Origin of the sequence: Streptomyces sp. NPDC048560, from assembly GCF_040650955.1 — a bacterium.
In the GTDB taxonomy this organism is placed as follows: domain Bacteria; phylum Actinomycetota; class Actinomycetes; order Streptomycetales; family Streptomycetaceae; genus Streptomyces.
In genome coordinates this window covers 591,195-611,154 of sequence record NZ_JBEZIJ010000001.1, presented here as the reverse complement: position 1 = coordinate 611,154, position 19,960 = coordinate 591,195, and the positions used below count along the sequence as shown (strand labels likewise).

Here is a 19,960-nt window from a genome sequence, read left to right as displayed (position 1 = left end):
GAATCCGACGTGCCCGCAGTGAGTCCCGAAGCCGGGCGGCAGACGCCCTCCCCGGCTTCCGCCCCGGCTCCCGCTCCCGTGCCGCTGCACCGGGCGCCCGAGATCGTCCCCGCCGCCGCGCGCAAACCCGCGGCCCGGCGCGGACCCGCCGACCCGGTGAAGTCGCTCATGCACCGGCACCGCGAGCTCTGTGAGCGGGCCGTGGACCCGCTGGAGATCGCCGCAGGGCTCGAAGCGCACGGGCTCACCGACCGGACCGCCGCCCGCTACCGCCACCGTGACGTCTTCTCGCTCGCCGAGGAGCTGTACGCCAGAGTCCCCGGCAGCGTGCGCCGGCCCGTCGATCCGCCGCCCCCGCGCCCCGGGCGCGACACGGAGGCAAGGGCGGGGTGGACGCTGCTCGCGCTGCTGCCGGGCGCCGCCTGCCTCGCGACCGTGGGCCTGCTCCGGGCCACCGAGGGGGTGCTCGGCGGGAGCGCGCGGTCCGTGGTGACGGGCGCCGGAGCACTCCTGGTCGTCCTCGCGCTGCGGGCCTGTCTGCGCCGGGGCCCGCTGCGCGCCGAGAGCCGCCCCATCGGGGCGGCCACCGTGTACGGCTGCTGGCTGATCGGCTACGCCATGTACGGCGAGGGCCTGCTCGCCCAGGTCATGAGCGGCGGCCCGGACGGCAGCTGGGCCGGTGACCCCGCCCCGCTGCTCGGCCTCGCGCTCGCCGTCGCCCCGGCCGCCTGGTGCGCGCACCTCTTCTCCGTACACGCCCACCGCAAACTCGCCGGAAGCCACGCGCTGGAGGAGTTCGGTGCGGGCGTGCGCCCGGTACTCCTCGGAACCGTCGCGCTCTTCCTGTGCGCGCTCCTCGTCCTGCTGGCCCTCGCCGGTCTCGCGTACGGCGGCGGTGTGCCCGTCGCGGCGACCGCGCTCGGGGTCCTGTTCTTCCTGGCCCGCCTGCTCACCGTGCACGGCTTTCCCGAGCAGGCCACCACGGGCCTCGCCGCCGCCTGCGCCGTCGAAGCGGCGGCGCCCGCCCTGATCCTGGCCGGGCGTCTGCCCGGTCTCGACTCCCTGGCCCGGCCCGTCGACGCCTTCGTCGCGGCAGCCGGCACCGGAGCCGTACCGACCCTCGCCTGCGGCGCGGCGGCCCTCGGGCTGCTGATCCACGCCGCGGTCGCCCTTTCCAGGGCGTCCGCTCACGCCACGGCGCGAGCGGAAACGAAGTGACACCGATCGACCACCGCACTCCCGTGGAGCCGACGCCACGGGTCCCGCACACACCGCCCATATCGACAACAGTCTCAAGGAGAAACCGGACATGACCCGCCAATCCCCCGCACCGGCAGCCCGCCGTCGGCACTCAGGGGGCGCACGATGAGGGTGCTGCTGCTAGGAGCCAACGGATTCCTCGGCCGTTTCGTCGCCGACCGCCTGCTCGCCGATCCGGCCGTCCACCTCACGGCGCTCGGCCGGGGTGACGACGCCGACGTGCGGTTCGACCTCGCGGGCGGCAGCCCGGGGGCGCTCACCCGCTTCCTGGACGCCGTCCACCCGGGAGTCGTCGTCAACTGCGCGGGCGCCACCCGCGGCGGTGCCCGCGACCTGACCCGCCACAACACCGTCGCCGTCGCCACCGTCTGCGAGGCCCTGCGCCGCAGCGGCTGCGGCGCCCGGCTCGTCCAGGTCGGCTGTTCCGCCGAGTACGGGCCCTCGCAGCCCGGCTCGTCGACGGCCGAGGACGCCGTGCCCCGGCCCGGCGGCCCGTACGGCGTCAGTAAGCTCGCCGCCACCGAACTCGTGCTCGGCTCCGACCTCGACGCGGTCGTGCTGCGGGTCTTCTCACCCGTCGGCCCCGGCACCCCCGCCGGCTCCCCGCTCGGGCGCCTCGCCGAGGCGATGCGCCGGGCCATGCAGTCCGGCGACGGTGAGCTCAAGCTCAGCGGACTCGGGGTGCAGCGTGACTTCGTCGACGTACGCGACGTGGCGCGTGCCGTCCACGCCGCCTCGCTCTCCGCCGCCCAGGGCGTCGTCAACATCGGTACCGGCAGGGCTGTCCGGCTCCGCGACGCCGCAGCCGTCCTCGCCCGGGTCGCCGGTTACGCGGGCGCGCTCCACGAGCTGGACACCCCACCGTCCAGGCTCCCGATCGGCGCCCCCCGCGCCTCCGTCGAGACCGTCGTCGAACACCTCTCGGCGACCCCGTCCCCTTACCCCGACGGCTGCGGCGCCTGGCAGCAGGCCGACGTCCGCACCGCCCGCGACCGGCTCGGCTGGCGCCCCCGCATCAACCTGGAGGAGTCCCTCGCGGACATCTGGATGGAGGCGGCGTGCCGCATCTGACCACCACGGGTACGGCCCGGCGGACCAGCGGCGGCGACCGGCTCGGATTCGGCGTTCCCGGCTACGCGCACCCCCTGCTCGCCCCCACCGAATGGGCCGAACTGACCCGGCCCGGCACCCCGCTGCACTGGGCCGTCCTCAATATCGACAACGGGCCGGGCGCCCGGCCCGACCCGCACTGTCTGGAAGCCGCGGGCCGGCTCCGCAACGCCAGGGAGCGGGCCCTTCGGGGTGAGGCCCCGGGCGACGCCGTCCGGGCAGCCGGGGGCCGGCTGCTCGGCCACCTCGATCTCGCCCACGGGGCACGGCCCTTCGACGAGATCGTCGCCGATGCCCGGTCCTTCGTCAGCTGGTACCGCGTCGGGGGTTTCTACCTCGACCGGTGCCCCGACGGACGCGCCGACCTCCCGGCCGTCAGGAGACTCACCAGCACACTGACCGCCCTCCTGGCCGACGCCGGCACCGACAGCGCGGACCACGACAGCGCGGACGGCGACGGCTCGGGCGGCGGCAGCGCGGGCGGCCGGGGCAGACTCGTCCTGGGGCACGACACCCACCCGTATCCGGGCTACGCCGAGACGGCCGACCAACTCGTCACCTTCCGGGGGCCGTGGACCGACTACCGCTGGTCGCAGGTGGCGGAGTGGACCGCCGCCTACCCGCCCGGCCGCTTCGCGCACTTCGTGCACGGCGTCCCGCGCACCCACCTCGACGAGGCCATGCGCATCGCCCGCTGGCAGGGTGCGGGGACGATCTTCTTCACGGACCGGACCGCTCAGGTGCGTGAAGGCGGACAAACCGATCCATTCACGGCGCTGCCCAGTTACTGGGACGAAATCGTCTCGCGGATCGGACCAGGTATCTCGGAATGAGAGGGGGCGTGGCAGTGTTACCGCAAGAACAACCGTACGTAGCCGAAGTACGTAGAAACCGACCACCTGCATTGTTGAGGTTCCTGTGTCGCTGCCACCCTTGGTCGAGCCAGCTGCTGAGCTCACCGTCGACGAGGTCCGCAGGTACTCCCGCCACCTGATCATCCCGGATGTCGGGATGGACGGACAGAAGCGGCTGAAGAACGCGAAGGTGCTGTGTGTGGGCGCCGGAGGCCTCGGCTCGCCGGCCCTGATGTACCTGGCCGCAGCCGGTGTCGGCACGCTCGGCATCGTGGAGTTCGACGAGGTCGACGAGTCGAACCTGCAGCGCCAGATCATTCACAGCCAGGCCGACATCGGCCGCTCCAAGGCCCAGTCCGCCAAGGACTCGGTGCTTGGCATCAACCCGTACGTGAAGGTCGTCCTCCACGAAGAGCGGCTCGAAGCCGACAACGTGATGGACATCTTCGCCCAGTACGACCTGATCGTGGACGGCACGGACAACTTCGCCACCCGCTATCTCGTCAACGACGCGGCCGTTCTTCTGAACAAGCCGTACGTATGGGGCTCGATCTACCGGTTCGACGGACAGGCGTCCGTCTTCTGGTCCGAGCACGGTCCCTGCTACCGCTGCCTCTACCCGGAGCCGCCGCCCCCCGGCATGGTTCCCTCCTGCGCCGAGGGCGGTGTCCTGGGCGTGCTCTGCGCGTCCATCGGCTCCATCCAGGTCAACGAGGCCATCAAGCTGCTCGCCGGTATCGGTGACCCGCTCGTCGGCCGGCTGATGATCTACGACGCGCTGGAGATGCAGTACCGCCAGGTGAAGGTCCGCAAGGACCCCAACTGCGCGGTCTGCGGCGAGAACCCGACCGTCACCGAGCTCATCGACTACGAGGCCTTCTGCGGCGTCGTGTCCGAGGAGGCCCAGGAGGCGGCGCTCGGCTCCACGATCACTCCGAAGCAGCTCAAGGAGTGGATCGACGGAGACGAGAAGATCGAGATCATCGACGTTCGCGAGCCGAACGAGTACGAGATCGTCTCGATCCCGGGTGCCAAGCTGATCCCGAAGAACGAGTTCCTGATGGGCAACGCCCTCCAGGACCTTCCGCAGGACAAGCGCATCGTCCTGCACTGCAAGACCGGTGTCCGCAGCGCAGAGGTCCTCGCGGTCCTCAAGTCCGCGGGCTTCGCCGACGCCGTGCACGTGGGCGGCGGCGTGATCGGCTGGGTCCACCAGATCGAGCCCGAGAAGCCGGTCTACTAGACCCGCAGCACGGAAAGGGGGCCGGTCCGCATCAGCGGACCGGCCCCCTTCTCGTACGCGTTCGCCGTTACGAGCAGGTCTTGCCGTCCGCCGGGATCTCGCCGTCCAGGAAGTAGTCGTCGACCGTCGAGGTCACGCAGGCGCTCTCGCCGTACGCGCCATGCCCCTCACCCTTGTTGGTGATCATGACGCCGACGCCCTTGCCCAGCTCGTCCGCCATCTTCTGCGCACCCTCGTACGGCGTGGCCGGGTCACCGGTCGTGCCTATGACGAGGATCGGACCCGCGCCCGGAGCACTCGCCTCCGGTGTGTCGTGCTCGCCGTCGACCGGCCACTGCGCACACCAGCCGGCCGTGTCCCAGGCCAGGAACGGTCCGAACACCGGGGACAGCTTGCGGAATTCGGGCAGCAGCGCCCTGGCTTCGTCGAGCGTCGGCCGGGACGAGGTGTCCGCGCAGGAGATGGCGCGCTGCGAGTGGCTCTGGGTGTCGTAACGCCCCTCCGCGTCGCGGCCGTTGTAGGCGTCGGCGAGCTGGAGCAGCCTGTTGCCCGTGCCGCTCCCCTCGGCCTCGTCCAGCGCCGCCGTCAGGGCGGGCCAGCTGCTCTCGGAGTAGAGCGGGGTCACGATTCCGGTGATCGCCAGCGACTCGTTGAGCTCGCGCCCGGAATCGGTCGGCAGCGGGCTGCCGTCGATCCGCTGGAGCAGCCGCGCTATCCGCTGCGTCCCCGCCCCGGGATCCTGGCCGCGGTCCTTCAGGTAGTTCTCCAGCGCCCGCTGGAAGCCGGTCGTCTGGTTCCGGGCGTGGCCCACCGAGTCCGCCGTCGGGTCGACGACCGCGTCCAGGACTGTGCGCCCCACGTTCCCGGGGAAGAGGTGGGCGTAGGTCCCGCCCAGCTCCGTACCGTAGGAGATGCCGAAGTAGGAGAGCTTCGCGTCGCCGAGCACCTGCCGGATCAGGTCCATGTCGCGGGCCGCGTTCGACGTGCCGACGTGCGGGAGGAGGGCGCCGGAGCGGCGTCCGCAACCGGCTCCGAAGGCCGCGGCGTCGTTCACGAACGCGGCCTCCTCCGCCGCGGTGTCGGGCGTCAGGTCGACCGTGTGATGGGTCGTTTCCTGGTCCTTGTCGGTGCGGCACCTGACCCCGGAGCTCGCCGCCACCCCGCGCGGATCGAAGCCCACCAGGTCGTAACGGGAGTTGAGCTTCTCGTACGAGGGGGCCGCGCGCGGCAGGAAGTCGACGCCCGAACCACCGGGCCCGCCGAAGTTGAAGAGCATCGAGCCCAGCCGCCGCCCCCGGTCCCGCGCCTCCTTGCGGATCAGCGCGATGCCGATCGTCCCGCCGGCAGGCTTCGCGTAGTCGAGCGGCACGTCGACCGTGGCGCACCGCCAGGCGGAGCTGGGGGCGGTGCCGCCCTCGGGAGCATCACAGCGCTTCCAGTCAGGGCGCTGCGAGGTGAGAGCGGCGGGCAGACCCGGCGAGCCCTTGCTGGTCCCGGTGGCCGACGGCGCGGGGCCGGCGGCCCGGTCCGTGGGCTCCGGTTCCGTGCTCAGATCGCATCCGGCGAGCACTCCCGTCGCCAGCAGGGCCGCCCCGGCCAGGGCGACGGCCCGCCGCATCCGTCCGTTCACGCGCATGGTGCGTTCCCTCCCCGATGCCCGAAGGCGTGGGAACGCACGCCGGGCTGTGCAGATGTGCGGCCATGCTAGTCGCCGGCACCGACAGCCCGGCGGCCCGCCCGCTCAGCCGCAGACGGTGCCCGACGCGGGGACCTTGCCGTCCAGCAGGTAGCCGTTGACGGCCTTCTGCACGCACGCGTCGCCGCTGTTGTACGCGCCATGACCCTCGCCCTTGTAGGTCAGTTCGATCCCCACGCCCTCGCCCAGTTCCTCGGCCATCGCCTTCGCCCCCTCGTAAGGGGTCGCCGGGTCACCTGTGTTGCCGATGACGAGGATCGGGGGCGCTCCCGGCGCGCTGACGTCCGGGGTGTCCCAGGCGCCCGCGACCGGCCAGCCGTCGCAGCTCATCAGTCCCCAGCCCAGATACTCACCGAAGACGGGCGACGCCTTGCGGAAGTCGGGGAGCGCCGCCTTGGTCTGCTCGATCGTGAAGCGCGCCTTGGAGTCGGCGCAGTTGATGGCCGCGTTCGCCGCGTTGGAGTTGTCGTAACGGCCCTCCTCGGAGCGCCCGTTCAGCGAGTCGGCCAGCGCCAGGAGCAGCCCGCCGTTGCCGCCCTCCGCCTCGTCGAGGCCCTGTTCGAGCAGCGGCCAGGTCTCCTGGGAGTACAGGGAGGACGCGATACCTGTGGTGGCCTGGGTCTGCGTCAGCTGCCGCCCGCCGAGCCCCTCGACGGGTTCCTCGTCCAGCTGGTCGAGGAGGTCGGCGATCCACTGCTCGACCTCCTTCCCCGTGGCACCGGGCAGCTTGCAGTCGTCACGCTCGGCGCAGTCCGCGGTGAAGTTGTCCAGGGCGAGCTGGAAGCCCTCGGCCTGGCCGAGGGAGGACCGCAGGGCGCTCTCGGTCGGATCGACGACCGCGTCCAGGACCGCCCTGCCGACCTTCTCGGGGAACAGATGGGCGTAGACACCGCCCAGTTCGGTGCCGTACGAGATGCCGAAGTAGTACAGCTTGTCGTCGCCGAGCACCTCGCGCATCAGGTCCAGGTCGCGGGCGGCGTTCGTCGTACCGACGTAGCGGAGTTCCGCGCCGGAGTTCTCCTCGCAGTCGGCGACGTACGACTTCAGGCCGTCGACGTACTCCTTCTCCTCCGCCTCGTCGTCGGGGGTGGCGTCCTGCGCGTACAGCTCGTCGAGCCGGGCGTCGTCCGAGCACTCGACGCCTTCGCTGCGGCCGACGCCGCGCGGGTCGAAACTCACCAGGTCGTAACGGCTGCGGAGCGTGTCGTAGTCCGTACCGAAGGAGGGCAGGGTGGCGATCCCGGAGGCCCCGGGGCCACCGAAGTTGAAGATGAGGGAGCCGATCCGCCTGTCCTGTTCGCGGGCCCTGGCCCGGATGAGCGCCAGCTCGATCGTCCTGCCGTCCGGCTTCTCGTAGTCGAGCGGGACGTCCATGAACGTGCACTCCCAGACGGCGCCGCCGGGCAGCGGGGAGGGCGATTCGCCGCCACCCTGCGCCTCGTTCGGGGCCTGACAGGGCTTCCAGTCGAGCTTCTGGGAGGACAGCTCGTCCGCCGTGGACGCGGGGGAGGCGGTCGAGGCCGGGGAGGGCTTCGACCGCTCCGAGCCGTCGTCGTCCCCGCCGTCCGAACAGGCGGCCAGGGGCAGCAGCACGGTCGCGGTGGCGGCGATGGCGGCGGCACGAAGGGCAGGGGAAGTCCTCATGAGCCCATCGTGCTGCGGTGTGCCGGGGAACGCGCGGGGCACGGTCCAAGCGGGTGGTGGACGGCCGCCACGGCCCGGCACCGGGCTCGTCGGAGCAGGGTGCCGGTTTCCCGTGCCTCGTCTCAGAGCTCGCCCTTGCGGGTCAGCTGGTTGAAGCAGATCCAGCCGGGAAGCACCGGCAGCCACAGCGTCATCACGCGGTACAGCAGGACGGCGGGCGCCGCGACCTCCGACGGCAGACCCACCGCGATCAGCCCGAACGTCAGCGCGGGCTCGACCGCGCCCATACCGCCCGGGGTCGGCGCCGCCGAACCCAGCGCGTTACCGGCGAGGAAGACCACCGCGATGCTCGCGTAGCTGAGCTGGGGGACATCGGGGCCGCTGAAGGCCCGGATCGAGGCGTCCAGACAGAGCACGAAGAGGCCGGTCAGCAGCACCATGCCGCCGATGCCGGTGAGCAGCTTCTGCGGGCGCTGCACCACGTCGAGCATCCGGGGGACGACCCCGGCGAAGAGCGACCGCACCCGGGTCACCACGAACTTCCGCAGGAACGGGATCGCGGTCACCACCAGTACCAGCACCGCGACCGTCAGCAGCCCGGCGATCACCGTCCTGGACGGCGTGAGCGAGTCCGGGGTCCGCTCCGTACCGGTCACGTAGCCGAACAGGGCCAGCAGCAGGATGTGGCAGCCGAGGCCGAACAGCTGGGAGGCACCGACACTCGCGACGGCGAGTCCGGGACGTACCCCGGCGCGTTGCAGGAAGCGTGTGTTCAGCGCCACGCCGCCGACCGCGGCCGGGGCGACGATCTTCACGAACGACCCCGCGACCTGCGCCAGCACCGTCTTGCCGAACGGCACCCGCTCGGGCACGAAACCCAGCAGGCTCATCGCGGCGGCGACGTAACTGAGGGCCGAGAAGCCCAGCGCGGCGGCCACCCAGCCCCACTCGGCCTGTTCGACGACCGTGCCGAAGTCGGCCTCGGTGACCTGCGAGATCACGAAGTACGCGGCGATCGAACCGGCGATGAAGCTGAGCAGGGTGCGCGGCTTGATGCGTTCCAGCTGGACCGGCTCGACCGGTGCCTGCGGCCGGATCAGCAGCACCTCGCGGCGGATCTGCGCGAGCAGGTCCTCCTCGCGGGCCTCGTCGAGCGCGTCGTCGATCGCCCTCTTCTCCGCCTGCTTCTCGGTACGCAGGGACTTCCGGGCGGACTTGCGGTCTCCGCCGCCCGCCGCTTCGGCCTCCGGCTCCTTGGCGTGCCTGGCCGCGTGAGAAGCCTCCAGCACCGCCTCGCGCTCGCGCTGCGAGCGCTCCCGGGCGATCCGGCGCAGCGTCGCCCGGGTGGAGCGGCTGAGCGCGATCGGCTGGAGCAGCGGCAGCGAGTCGGCCACGGCGTCCGGGCCGAGCACGGCGAGCGCGCCGGCCACGGCCCGCTCCGCTCCGACCCGCAGACCGGTGGTGGTGAGGAGCTGGGCGACGTCCATCCGCAGAACGAGGTCACCGGCCGCGATCTCGCCGCCCCGCAGATCGGTGACGAAGACCTTGCCGGAACGATCCACCAGAATCGCGTCGCCGGTGAGCCTGCGGTGCGCGATCCGCCGCGACTGGAGGGCCTTCACCTGCCGCCACGCGCCGCGCACGAGGTCGTCGGTGATCTCCTCGTCCGCCATCGCGTCCAGGGAGCGTCCGCCGATGTGCTCGTACACGAGCATCACCGCGTCGGGGCCCAGCTCCGAGGTGGCGATCAGCTTGGGCGCGTTGGCCCCGGCGGCGATCGCCGCGTACGCGAGCAGCGCCTCCTGCTCCAGGGCCTGGCGCAGGGACTGGATGGAGCGGCGCTGGGTGATGCCCCGCAGGGTGAGTCTGCGCCAGGCCCGGTAGAAGAACCCCTGGGCCTGCTGTTCGCGGTCGACGACCGTGACATCCAGAGGCGGCCCGTCCTCCAGGGTGACCAAATACCTGCGGCCCCGGTCGTTGTGGTCCGGGTTGTCGGGGGCGTCGTCGGCGCGCATCGCGGCGACCGGGCGGAAACCGACGTGACGCAGACCGGCCATCAGGTGCTGGCCGGTCGGGCGGACGTTGGGCGAACCGACGGCGTACACCGTTCCGTACGCGACGGTCCAGCCGATCAGCACGGTGAGGATGATCGAGAACGGAGTGGTGTAGCCGCCCACCAGCATCGCGAACGCGTCCAGGAGCAGCACCACCCACAGCACGACCCGCCAGCGGGGTCTCCGTGCCATTCCGACGGCCGTCATGTAGGCGATGACGGGAGCGAGGTAGCCGTGCACCGGATCGGTCAGCGCGTCCCCGGGCTGCGGCTGGGTCAGCGCGTCCTGGATGGTGCCCGGGGCGGAGCGGGCCACCCAGAGGTCGGTGGCGAGCGTCACGCCGTGGGCCAGCACGGCGGCGAGCACACCGTCCGCGATGCGCAGCCCGTCACGTTTGATGAGGCGCTCGATGGCGAAGGCGACCGGCACGAGCAGCACGGCGATGCTGGAGACGAGTCCGGCGAGTTTGATCAGGAGGTCGGGTGCCTGGTCCGTGCCCTTGGTGATGTCGTCCTCGAGGCCCGTCGTCGTGCCCTGGGCGAACGCGGCGACGGAGAACAGCAGGACGATCGCGAGCACTCCGACGAGGAGCCGCATGAGGTCGGCGGGACGGTGCACCCGGGCCGGGAGCAGAGGCTCGTCACCCGATACACGGTCGGTCAGCTCGTCGTTCGCGGTCGAGAGAGTGGACCCGGTGAGGTCGCCCTCTCCGTGCTCAGGGGCGACCGGCACGGGTGCCGGGGCGGACGCTTTCGAGCCCTTGCTGCCGGGCGTGTCCGGGCGGGATCCGGCATCGGAGGCGCCCGCCGCCTTCGGTGGCTGCACGCCCTGCTCCTTCGTCGCCTCTGATTGGTCTTCGTGTTCTCGTATCACCGGTCACCGCCCGCATGATGGTGGCACGGCCTGCGGATGGAGGGCGGCATCAGGGTGCATCGCATGGGCGCGCGAAGCGCAAGATACGCCCCTTTGCGCGCTCGCGCACGCGCTGTGAGCGAGGGAACACGACCGGGGCCGCGCTGTCGGTGGCGTACGGCAGGATGGGGCGGATGAGCGAGAACCGGACGAGCGGCGGCGACGACGGGCCGACGGGCACGGCCCTGCCGGAGTACGCGGAGCGGGTCCTCGACGTCGCCGACCTGATCCCGCCCGGCCGCGTCATGACGTACGGGGACGTCGCGGAGTGGCTCGGCGAGGGCGGGCCGCGCCAGGTCGGGCGCGTGATGGCGCTGTACGGCTCCGCGGTGCCCTGGTGGCGGGTGGTGCGGGCCGACGGGGCGCTCCTGCCCGGCCACGAGCTGCGGGCCCTGGACCACTACCGCGAGGAGAACACCCCGCTGCGCGAGGCGGCGCGCAACGCGGAGGGGCACCTTCCGCGCCTGGACATGAAGCGCGCGCGATGGGACGGCGGTGCGACCGCCGACGGCGGGGGCGAGAAGGCTCACATCTGACAGCTTCGGCCATCCGCGCGTCCCGGGGGCGGCGCCGGGCCCGCAACGGGCGCGCGTCGGTTCCACGGTGTTCCGCCACGTCCTGTCCCGCCGGACACGTGACGAGGGACGCAACGGACTCGCTGCGTCCCGGGCCACGGCTGGCGTAGCGTCGTTCACGCGCGGCACGCTCCGCTCCCATCTTCCGTACACGAAGCCCCCCGTGCATGAAGCACCCGTACACCGAGTACCCACCAGGACCGGCGACCCACGTGAGTTCCTCCTCTTCCACCCGGCACAGTCCGCACCGCCAGGCCAGGCGGCGGACCCCGGGCGCGTACCGACTGGTGCGTACCCCGCCGGGATCGGTGGGTCCTCCTCTCCTGGACGCAGGGCAGCGCGCCGTGGTTGATCACCGGGGCGGCCCGCTCCTGGTGCTCGCGGGACCGGGTACGGGCAAGACGACGACCCTCGTCGAGGCCGTCGCGGCGAAGGTGTCCGGGGGGACCGACCCGGCGCGCATCCTCGTCCTCACCTTCAGCCGCAAGGCCGCGGTCGAACTCCGCGACCGGATGGCGGCCCGTCTCGGCGCCGCCCGGGGGCCGCAGGCCACCACCTTCCACTCCTACTGCTACGCACTGGTCCGCGCGCACCAGGACGCCGACCTGTTCGCCGACCCACTGCGTCTGCTCTCGGGCCCGGAACAGGACGTGACCGTCCGCGAGCTGCTCGCCGGCCAGGTCGACCTGGAGCGGCAGGGCCACGCTCATGTCCGCTGGCCCGACGAACTGAGGGCCTGTCTCACCACGCGCGGGTTCGCCGACGAGGTACGGGCGGTGCTGGCGCGCAGCCGGGAGCTCGGCCTCGGCCCGGACGCCCTGGGGGCCTTCGCGCGGCGTACGGGCCGTCCGGACTGGAGCGCCGCCGCCGAGTTCCTCGCCGAGTACCTGGACGTGCTGGACGCGCAGGGGGTCCTGGACTACGCGGAGCTGGTGCACCGGGCGGTGCTGCTCGCGGAGCGCCCCGAGGTGTCGGCCCTGCTGGCGGAGCGTTACGACGCGGTGTTCGTCGACGAGTACCAGGACACGGACCCCTCCCAGGTGCGGCTGCTGCGAGCGCTGGCCGGGAACCGGGGGAGCCTCCCGGGGGCCGGGGGCGGGCGGACGCTGGTCGCGTTCGGTGACCCGGACCAGTCGATCTACACCTTCCGCGGCGCCGACGTGAACGGCATCCTCGACTTCCCGGACGCCTTCCCGCGTGCCGACGGGGCGCCCGCGCCCGTCGCCGTCCTGACCACCTCGCGCCGCTCCGGAGCCGAGCTGCTCGCGGCGACCCGGCTGCTCACCCGACGTATGCCGCTGACCCGCCTGCCTTCGGACAAGGTGCGCGCCCACCGGGAGCTCACCGCTGCCCGGGACGGCGGCAAGGTGGAGACGTACACCTACCCGACCGCCTCGGCGGAGCTCGACAACATCGCGGACCTGCTGCGCCGTGCGCACCTGGAGGACGGGGTGCCGTGGAACGAGATGGCGGTGCTGGTACGGGCCGGAGGCCGCTCCATCCCCTCCGTACGCCGCGCCCTCACCTCCGCCGGCGTACCCCTTGAGGTCGACGGCGACGACCTCCCCCTGCGCCACGAACCCGCGGTCGCGCCGCTCCTGACGGCGCTGCGCACGATCGCCACGGCCGCACTGAACGGCACGGAACGTGCCTCGGACGAGCCCGCAGGAAGCGAGGACCCCGCAACCGGCGCCCAGCACTGGCTCGACACCGAGACCGCTCTCACCCTCCTCACCTCACCCCTCGGCTCCATGGACGCGGCCGACCTCCGCCGCCTCGGCCGCGCCCTGCGGGACGAGGAGCGGGCCGGGGGGAACCGCGTGCCACCACCCTCCGGCGACCTTCTGGCCCGGGCTCTCGCCGAGCCCGAACGGCTGGTCGCGCACGACCCCTCGTACGCGCGCGGCGCCCAGCGCCTGGGCGCACTCCTGCGCAAGGCGCGGGAACTCCTCGAAGGCGGCGGCACCGCCGAAGAGGCCCTCTGGGTGCTCTGGGACGGCACCCCGTGGCCCGGCCGCCTCGAACGGTCCGCCCTGCGCGGCGGCGCCGCCGGACGTAACGCCGACCGGGACCTCGACGCCGTCTGCGCCCTCTTCGACACCGCCGCCCGCGCGGAGGAGCGCACCGGAGGGCGGGGCGCCCTCAACTTCCTGGAGGAGATCGACGCCCAGGACATCGCAGCCGACACCCTCTCCAGGCGTGTGGTGCGCCCCGACGCGGTCCGCCTGATGACGGCGCACCGCTCCAAGGGCCTGGAGTGGCGCCTCGTCGTCGTCACCGGTGTCCAGGAGGGCCTCTGGCCCGACCTGCGGCGCCGGGGCTCGCTTCTGGAAGCCGACCGGATCGGCCGTGACGGTCTCGCCGAACCCCTCACCCCGGGCGCGCTCCTCGCCGAGGAACGCCGCCTCTTCTACGTCGCCGCGACCCGCGCCCGGGACCGTCTCGTGGTGACCGCGGTCAAGGCCCCCGCCGACGACGGCGACCAGCCGTCCCGCTTCCTCGGCGAACTCGGCGCCGAACCCCGGGACGTCACCGGACGGCCCCGCCGCCCCCTGGCCGTCGCCGCGCTGGTCGCGGAACTCCGGGCCACCACCGTCGACCCCGGCGTCTCCGGCACCCTGCGGGAGGCGGCGGCCCACCGGCTCGCACGCCTGGCCGCGCTGACCGACGAGGAGGGCCAGCCGCTCGTACCCGCGGCCCACCCGTACCGCTGGTGGGGGCTGGACGAACCGACCCGCTCGGCCGTCCCGCTGCGCGACCGTGACCACTCCGTCGCGCTGTCCGGCAGCGCGCTCGACCAGCTGGCCAACACCTGCGCGCTCCAGTGGTTCCTGGGCCGCGAGGTGAAGGCCGACGCGCCGGCCACCGCCGCACAGGGCTTCGGCAACGTCGTCCACGTCCTGGCGGACGAGGTCGCCTCCGGCCGTACCCCTGCCGACCTGGCCGTCCTGATGGAACGCCTGGACTCCGTCTGGAACGGCCTGGCCTTCGACGCGCCCTGGAAGTCCCAGCAGGAGAAGGACCACGCCCGTGCCGCACTCGAACGCTTCCTGAGCTGGCACGTCATGGACCGCACCGGACGCACCCCCGTCGCGAGCGAGCACGACTTCGACGTGACGCTCGAAGCGGGGGAGTACGCGGTACGCATCCGGGGCTCCATGGACCGCGTCGAACAGGACGCCGACGGCCGGGCGTACGTCGTCGACTTCAAGACCGGGAAGGCGTCGCCGACCAGGGAGGAGGTGGCCGCCCACCCGCAGCTCGCGGTGTACCAGCTGGCCGTCAGGGAAGGCGCGGTCGACGAGGTCTTCGACGGGCAGCGGCCGGAGTCCGGCGGCGCCGAACTCGTACAGCTGCGCCAGCCGGCCCCCAAGAAGGAGGGCGGCGAGGCCCTTCCCCGCGTACAGGCCCAGGAACCCCTGTCCGGCGAGTGGGTCTCCGACCTGCTGGCGACGGCGGCCGGACGGGTCCTGGACGAACGCTTCACCCCTTCGACCGGCCAGCACTGCACGCACTGCACGTTCCGTGCCTCGTGCAGTGCGCAGCCGGAGGGACGCCAGGTCGTGGACTGAGCGCGGACCGACGTGCTCACCGCACGTTGTCAGTGGGTCCGGTTAGCCTCTCTGGAGTGTCCTCACGTATCAGCGATCCCGAGGAGCTCAAGGAGCTGCTCGGGATTCCGTTCACCCCGGAGCAGACGGCCTGCATCACGGCGCCGCCGGCCCCGCAGGTGATCGTGGCCGGAGCCGGGTCGGGGAAGACCACGGTGATGGCGGCGCGCGTGGTGTGGCTGGTCGGTACCGGGCAGGTCGCCCCCGAGCAGGTTCTCGGCCTGACCTTCACCAACAAGGCGGCGGGCGAGCTCGCCGAGCGGGTCCGCAAGGCCCTGGTGGCCGCCGGGGTCACCGACCCGGACGTCATCGACCCGGACAACCCCCCGGGCGAACCCAGCATCTCGACGTACCACGCGTTCGCCGGGCGGCTGCTCACCGAGCACGGTCTGCGCATCGGCCTCGAACCCACCACGCGCCTTCTCGCCGACGCCACGCGCTACCAGCTCGCCGCCCGTGTGCTCCGCGAGGCCCCTGGGCCGTACCCGGCCCTGACCCGGTCGTTCCCCACCCTGGTCAGCGATCTGCTGGCGCTCGACTCCGAGCTCGCCGAGCACCTCGTACGGCCCGAGCGGCTCGCCGAGTACGACACGGAGCTGCTCCGGACACTCGAAACGGCCAAGCTCAGCAACGCCGAGCTGCGCAAGCTCCCCGAGACGGCCGAGGCCCGTCGTGAGCTGCTCGGTCTGACCGAGCGCTACAGGGCCGCCAAGCGCAGCCGCGACCTCCTCGACTTCGGCGACCAGATCGCCCTCTCCGCCGAGCTGGCCCTCACCCGGCCCGAGGTCGGCGCCATCCTGCGCGACGAGTTCCGGGTCGTCCTGCTCGACGAGTACCAGGACACCTCCGTCGCCCAGCGACTGCTGCTCTCCGCCCTGTTCGGCGGGCACGACGAGGGCGCCGCGGGCCACGCGGTGACCGCTGTCGGCGACCCCTGCCAGGCGATCTACGGCTGGCGCGGCGCCTCCGTCGCCAACCTCGACGACTTCCCCGAGCACTTCCCGCACGCCGACGGCACCCCCGCCACCCGCTACTCGCTCAGCGAGAACCGGCGCAGCGGCGGGCGTCTCCTCCACCTGGCCAACGGCCTCGCCGACCCGCTGCGCGCCATGCACGAAGGCGTCGAGGCCCTGCGCCCCGCCCCGGGCGCCGAACACGACGGCACCGTCCGCTGCGCCCTGCTCCGCACCCACACGGAGGAGATGGCCTGGCTCGCCGACTCGATCGCCCACCTCGTGGCGACGGGAAGGGCGCCCGGCGAGATCGCCGTCCTGTGCCGCACCGCGGGCGACTTCGCCGAGATCCAGGCCGCGCTGGTCGACCGTGACGTCCCCGTGGAGGTCGTCGGCCTGTCCGGACTGCTGCACCTTCCCGAGGTCGCCGACCTCGTCGCCGTCTGCGAAGTCCTCCAGGACCCCGGGGCCAACGCCTCCCTGGTCCGGCTCCTCACCGGACCGCGCTGGCGGATCGGCCCCCGCGACCTCGCACTCCTCGGACGCCGGGCCCGCCTCCTCGTGCACCGCGCCTCCCACGACGACGAGGACGCCGATCCCGACCGCCGGCTCGCCGAGGCCGTCGAAGGCACCGACCCCGCCGAGGTGATCTCCCTCGCCGACGCCCTCGACACCTTCCTGGAATCGCGAGGAGCCGAGGACGACGGCCTGCCGTTCTCCGCCGAGGCCCGCGTGCGCTTCGCCCGGCTCGCCGCCGAACTGCGCGACCTGCGCCGCTCGCTCGCCGACCCCCTCATGGACGTGCTGCACAGGGTCCTCGCCACCACGGGCCTGGAGGTCGAACTCTCCGCGTCACCGCAGGCCCTGGCCGCCCGACGCCGGGAGACCCTGAGTAACTTCCTGGACATAGCGGCAGGTTTCGCCTCGGTCGACGGTGAAGCCACTCTCCTGGCGTTCCTCGGTTACCTGCGCACCGCGGCGCAGTACGAGAAGGGGCTGGACAACGCGCTGCCGGGCGGCGAGAACACCGTCAAGGTCCTCACCGCGCACAAGTCCAAGGGTCTCGAATGGGATGTCGTCGCGGTGCCCGGGCTGGTCACCGGCCAGTTCCCCAGCGGCCGGTCCCGGGACTCCTGGACCTCCCAGTCCCACGTCCTGCCGCACGCGCTGCGCGGTGACACGGCCACCCTCCCGGTGGTCCACTCCTGGGACGCCAAGGGACTCAAGGCGTTCAAGGAGGAGATGAAGGAGCACCAGCGGACCGAGGAGCTACGCCTCGGATACGTCACCTTCACGCGCCCGCGCTCCCTGCTGCTCGGCTCGGGCCACTGGTGGGGGCCCTCCCAGAAGAAGACGCGCGGTCCGTCCGACTTCCTGGACGCGCTGTACGAGCACTGCGCCGCCGGGTACGGCGACATCGAGGTCTGGGCCGACGAACCGGCCGAGGACGAGGAGAATCCCGCGCTCCAGGAGAGGGACGCCGACCAGGCGTGGCCGCTGCCGCTGGACGAGGCGTCGACGGCCCGTCGCCGCGCCGCCCGGGACACGGTGCTGGCCCACCTGGAGGCCCTGGCCGCGACGGGACCCGTACCCGACGTGTACGACGCCCGGCAGCCGGCGGACCACGACGTCCCCGGCGGGGCGGACGTCCCGGGGGGCGCGTTCTTCGACGACGGCGATTTCCCGGACGCCGGCGCGTTCCCTCCCGATCACGCGTTCCCGGACGAGGACCCCTTCCCGGACGGTGAGCCGTTCCCGGACGAGGCCGCGGACTGGGACGCCCTGGCCACCGAACCGCCCACGGCCCTCGCGACTGCGCCCGCCCCGGCGCCGGAGGCACCGCGCGTCCCCGCGGCCCGCGCTCCCGTGGACCCAGGCCGCACGCCCCTGCTCACTCCGGAGGAGTCCCGCACCCTCGCCTCCTGGGACCGCGACCTCGAAACGCTCGCCGGGGAGCTGCGCCGTGCCCGCGCCACCGTGCGCGACGTGATCGTCCCCGCCTCGCTCTCCGCCACCCAGCTGCTGCGTCTCGCCGAGGACCCGGACGGATTCGCCCAGGAGCTGGCCCGCCCCATGCCGAGGCCGCCCCAGCCCGCCGCCCGCCGGGGCACGCGCTTCCACGCCTGGGTGGAGTCCCGCTACGAGGAGCTGCCGCTGCCCATGCTCGGCCCCGACGAGCTCCCGGGCGGCGAGGGGAGCGACGCCGAGATCGCGGACGAGCAGGACCTCGCCGAGCTCAAGGAGGCCTTCGAGCGTACGGAGTACGCCCGCCGCACCCCGTACCGCGTCGAGACGCCCTTCCAGATAAGCCTCGCCGGCCGGGTGATCCGGGGCCGGATCGACGCCGTCTACCGCACAGGTGACACGTACGAGATCGTCGACTGGAAGACCAGCCGCAACAGGACCGCCGACCCGCTCCAGCTCGCCGTCTACCGCCTCGCCTGGGCGGAGCTCCACGAGCTGCCGCTCGACGCGGTCACGGCCACCTTCCTCTACGTGCGCAGCGGAGAGACCGTCCACCCCAAGGACCTGCCGGGCCGTGCGGAACTGGAACGCATCCTCCTGGACGAGCCGCCCCCACCGGCCCCCAGGGCCTCGCCCGGGAAGGCTCGCCCGGGCGAGGCACTAGGCTCAAGGCCATGAGCGACACCCCGGACAGCGCTGTCCGTACGTACATAGACACGCACCGTGCGGCCTTCCTCGAGGACCTCGCCGCCTGGTTGCGCATCCCGTCCGTATCCGCACAGCCGGAGCACGACGGTGACGTACGGGCCAGTGCCGAGTGGCTGTCCGCCAAGCTCAAGGAGACCGGCTTCCCCGTCGCCGAGGTCTGGGAGACGCCCGGCGCCCCCGCCGTCTTCGCCGAGTGGCCGAGCGAGGACCCGGACGCCCCGACGGTCCTCGTGTACGGCCACCACGACGTGCAGCCCGCGGCCCGCGAGGACGGCTGGCACACCGACCCGTTCGAACCGGTGATCCGTGACGGCAGGATGTACGGACGCGGCGCTGCCGACGACAAGGGCCAGGTGTTCTTCCACACCCTCGGCGTCCGGGCCCATCTCGCCGCGACCGGCCGCTCCACCCCCGCCGTCCACCTCAAGCTCCTCATCGAGGGCGAGGAGGAGTCCGGCTCCCCCAACTTCCGCGCCCTGGCCGAGCAGCACGCCGCCCGACTCGCAGCCGACGCGGTGATCGTCTCCGACACCGGCATGTGGGACGAGACGACCCCGACCGTCTGCACCGGGATGCGCGGCCTCGCCGAGTGCGAGATCCAGCTGTACGGCCCCGCGCAGGACATCCACTCCGGATCGTTCGGCGGCGCGGTCCCCAACCCCGCGACCGCGGTGGCCCGTCTCGTGGCGGCACTGCACGACGCGGACGGGCGGGTCACGGTCCCCGGCTTCTACGACGGCGTGGCCGAACTCACCGACACCGAGCGGGCCCTCTTCGCCGAGCTGCCCTTCGACGAGGACACCTGGCTGCACACCGCCAAGTCACAGGCGGCATCGGGCGAGGCGGGCTACTCCACCCTGGAGCGGATCTGGGCCCGCCCCACCGCGGAGGTCAACGGCATCGGCGGCGGCTACCAGGGCGCGGGCAGCAAGACGATCATTCCGTCGTCGGCCCTGGTGAAGCTCAGCTTCCGGCTGGTCGCCGGCCAGGACCCGGACCACGTCCAGCAGCGCGTACGGACCTGGGCCGAGGAGCAGATCCCCCCGGGCATCCGGCACAGCATCACGTTCTCGCCCGCCACCCGGCCCTGTCTGACGCCGCTGGACCACCCCGCCCTCCAGGCGGTGACCCGTGCCATGGGCCGGGCCTTCGGGAAGAAGATCCTCTTCACCCGCGAAGGGGGTTCGGGACCCGCCGCCGACCTTCAGGACGTGCTCGGCGCCCCCGTCCTCTTCCTGGGCATTTCCGTACCGTCCGACGGCTGGCACGCCCCTGACGAGAAGGTCGAACTCGACCTCCTGTTCAAGGGTGTGGAGACCGCCGCCCACCTGTGGGGCGAGCTGGCCGCGGCACTCCGCTGAGACTTCATGGCACC

The 19,960-nt window shown here is 72.6% G+C and carries 11 protein-coding genes; 8 read left to right on the top strand and 3 right to left on the bottom strand.

The window, feature by feature from the left end; all coding sequences use genetic code 11:
• Positions 1-168: 168 nt before the first annotated feature.
• From AB0C82_RS02645 to moeZ, 4 genes are all read left to right on the top strand, one after another.
• Positions 169-1,218, top strand: a complete 1,050-nt coding sequence (locus AB0C82_RS02645; RefSeq protein WP_362836993.1) for a hypothetical protein — start codon at positions 169-171, stop codon at positions 1,216-1,218.
• A gap of 147 nt (positions 1,219-1,365) precedes the next feature.
• The gene (locus tag AB0C82_RS02640; RefSeq protein ID WP_185298628.1) at positions 1,366-2,331 is read left to right on the top strand and encodes an NAD-dependent epimerase/dehydratase family protein; all 966 of its coding nucleotides are present in this window, start codon (positions 1,366-1,368) and stop codon (positions 2,329-2,331) included.
• Positions 2,319-3,203 (top strand): spherulation-specific family 4 protein, encoded by an 885-nt coding sequence (locus AB0C82_RS02635; protein WP_362835537.1) that lies wholly within the window; start codon positions 2,319-2,321, stop codon positions 3,201-3,203. Before AB0C82_RS02640 ends, AB0C82_RS02635 begins: the two co-directional genes overlap by 13 nt.
• An 85-nt stretch (positions 3,204-3,288) precedes the next feature.
• On the top strand, positions 3,289-4,467 hold the full coding sequence (gene moeZ, locus AB0C82_RS02630; protein WP_362835535.1) for an adenylyltransferase/sulfurtransferase MoeZ: 1,179 nt from the start codon (positions 3,289-3,291) through the stop codon (positions 4,465-4,467).
• A gap of 67 nt (positions 4,468-4,534) precedes the next feature.
• Here the strand turns inward: moeZ and AB0C82_RS02625 are convergent, their stop codons facing one another.
• From AB0C82_RS02625 to AB0C82_RS02615, 3 genes are all read right to left on the bottom strand, one after another.
• Complete coding sequence (locus AB0C82_RS02625; RefSeq protein WP_362835533.1) at positions 4,535-6,103, bottom strand: alpha/beta hydrolase; 1,569 nt, start codon at positions 6,101-6,103, stop codon at positions 4,535-4,537.
• Between the two features lie 105 nt (positions 6,104-6,208).
• Positions 6,209-7,807: an alpha/beta hydrolase gene (locus tag AB0C82_RS02620; RefSeq protein WP_362835531.1), complete on the bottom strand. Its 1,599-nt coding sequence runs from the start codon at positions 7,805-7,807 to the stop codon at positions 6,209-6,211.
• Positions 7,808-7,929: 122 nt separating this feature from the next.
• Positions 7,930-10,686: a lysylphosphatidylglycerol synthase transmembrane domain-containing protein gene (locus AB0C82_RS02615; RefSeq protein ID WP_362835529.1), complete on the bottom strand. Its 2,757-nt coding sequence runs from the start codon at positions 10,684-10,686 to the stop codon at positions 7,930-7,932.
• 221 nt (positions 10,687-10,907) lie between these two features.
• Between AB0C82_RS02615 and AB0C82_RS02610 the strand changes: the two genes are divergently transcribed.
• From AB0C82_RS02610 to AB0C82_RS02595, 4 genes are all read left to right on the top strand, one after another.
• Entirely contained in the window at positions 10,908-11,309 is a 402-nt protein-coding gene (locus tag AB0C82_RS02610; protein WP_362835527.1) for an MGMT family protein, read from the top strand.
• 251 nt (positions 11,310-11,560) lie between these two features.
• On the top strand, positions 11,561-14,920 hold the full coding sequence (locus tag AB0C82_RS02605) for an ATP-dependent DNA helicase (protein ID WP_362835525.1): 3,360 nt from the start codon (positions 11,561-11,563) through the stop codon (positions 14,918-14,920).
• A 56-nt stretch (positions 14,921-14,976) separates the two neighbouring features.
• On the top strand, positions 14,977-18,555 hold the full coding sequence (locus AB0C82_RS02600; RefSeq protein ID WP_362835523.1) for an ATP-dependent DNA helicase: 3,579 nt from the start codon (positions 14,977-14,979) through the stop codon (positions 18,553-18,555).
• Entirely contained in the window at positions 18,552-19,946 is a 1,395-nt protein-coding gene (locus AB0C82_RS02595; RefSeq protein ID WP_362835521.1) for a dipeptidase, read from the top strand. The genes AB0C82_RS02600 and AB0C82_RS02595 overlap by 4 nt, the downstream gene beginning before the upstream one ends.
• Positions 19,947-19,960 lie beyond the last annotated feature (14 nt).